The organism is Ochrobactrum sp. SFR4, from assembly GCF_019730395.1.
GTDB lineage: Bacteria > Pseudomonadota > Alphaproteobacteria > Rhizobiales > Rhizobiaceae > Pseudochrobactrum.
In genome coordinates this window covers 1-1262 of the sequence record NZ_JAAPBB010000053.1, presented here as the reverse complement: position 1 = coordinate 1262, position 1262 = coordinate 1, and the positions used below count along the sequence as shown (strand labels likewise).

The 1262-nt window shown below is 55.6% G+C and carries 3 protein-coding genes; 1 reads left to right on the top strand and 2 read right to left on the bottom strand.

The genetic code is table 11. The annotated features are described in order from the left end of the window. Positions 1-182 (top strand): hypothetical protein (locus HBA93_RS17760; protein ID WP_221724173.1); only part of this gene is annotated, 182 nt, incomplete at its 5' end. Here HBA93_RS17760 and HBA93_RS17755 read toward each other — a convergent pair. Together HBA93_RS17755 and HBA93_RS17750 are read right to left on the bottom strand one after the other, a co-directional pair. Then, the gene (locus tag HBA93_RS17755; RefSeq protein WP_219436584.1) at positions 179-496 is read right to left on the bottom strand and encodes an antibiotic biosynthesis monooxygenase family protein; all 318 of its coding nucleotides are present in this window, start codon (positions 494-496) and stop codon (positions 179-181) included. The genes HBA93_RS17760 and HBA93_RS17755 overlap by 4 nt on opposite strands. A gap of 19 nt (positions 497-515) precedes the next feature. Next, positions 516-1262: cation:proton antiporter domain-containing protein (locus HBA93_RS17750; protein ID WP_221724172.1), on the bottom strand; the 747-nt coding region annotated here is incomplete at its 5' end.

Genomic DNA, 1262 nt, shown 5'->3' with positions numbered 1-1262 from the left:
GTTGCTGCGAAAGGGTTAAGCAAGGCAAATATGCCACCAATGATAGAGATCACGCCAAAGGCGATCCAAAGCCAACGATTTTCCATAGTTTTTCCTACTCCGAGTTAAACGTTAATGCGGCGGCACGGGTTTTTGGGTTTCGAGCCGCCGGTACGAACTGCCGTTCCTCAAATCTATTTTAATTGTTATCCGAAAAGTTCATCGCGTGATGTTCCACCACTTCGGCAACCACCACATCATACTCCAAAAAGACGCCGTTCTTGCCGCGGTCTTTGGCGTATTTGTGCTCGGGGTGGACGTCCCATTCCTCGATCGCCTCGAAATCTTCGAAGTAACCGATAAGCACCTTTTCGCCGTCCTCTGCGGTAAAGACCTTGTGGCTCATATACCCCTTTAGCCCCTTCACCACGGTCACCATGCGGGCGTAAAGCTCGTCAAACTCGCCTTGAAAGTCGGGATCAACCCGGTGGCGAAAAACCTCTACGTGCATTGCCATTTTGGTCTCCTTTTCTGGTTCAAGATTTCATGCGCCCGATGCGCGTGGCCAAGGGAGTTGAACTGAGGCCGTGCAGCAGGATCGAGAGGCCAACAGTCAGCGAGACACAGGCCAGCAGTTCCTCTTCATTCGGGAAGTCGAACTGATCCATCATCAGCAGTGTGAAGAGGATCGAGGCCAGACCGCGTGGCCCGAACCAACCAAGGAAGAGCTTCTCACGCGCGGGTAGCCCGCTTCCTGTCAGGGAAACGAAGATCGGTAGGACACGGACGACCGTAAGGAAGACCAGCGCAAGAATGATCGTATTTGGCCCTGCATGCACCAATCCGTCGGGCAGCAGAAACGCACCGAACACCAGAAACGCCGCCATCGTCAATAGCTGGCCAGCCCCCTCCATGAACTCACTGATAAAGTGGATGTCATGGCGGTAGGTGTTGCCAAAGACAATTCCTGCGACGAAGGCCGCGATGAACCCGTTTCCATGGATGCCAACGGCAAGCCCGTAAGCGGCGAAGGCGGTCACGAGAAACACCACCGCCCCCGCCGCCTCTTGCATCAAGTCGCGGTTTTGCGCCCAGTCCATCGCCTTGGCGGCCGCCCAACCGACGGCAATACCGACAAGCGGACCGAGCACAATTTCGGTGATTGCTTCCAGCGCCAAACCGTCGGTCTGCGCGCCGCCAACCGACGACGCGAGGATTGCCCCCAGCAGAACGAATGGCAACACAAGGCCATCATTCAGCCCGCTTTCCACATTGATTGTCTG

Excerpts from the sequence above, each read along its gene's own strand:
- HBA93_RS17755 (WP_219436584.1), bottom strand. The coding sequence starts at position 496 with ATGGCAATGCACGTAGAGGTTTTTCGCCACCGGGTTGATCCCGACTTT.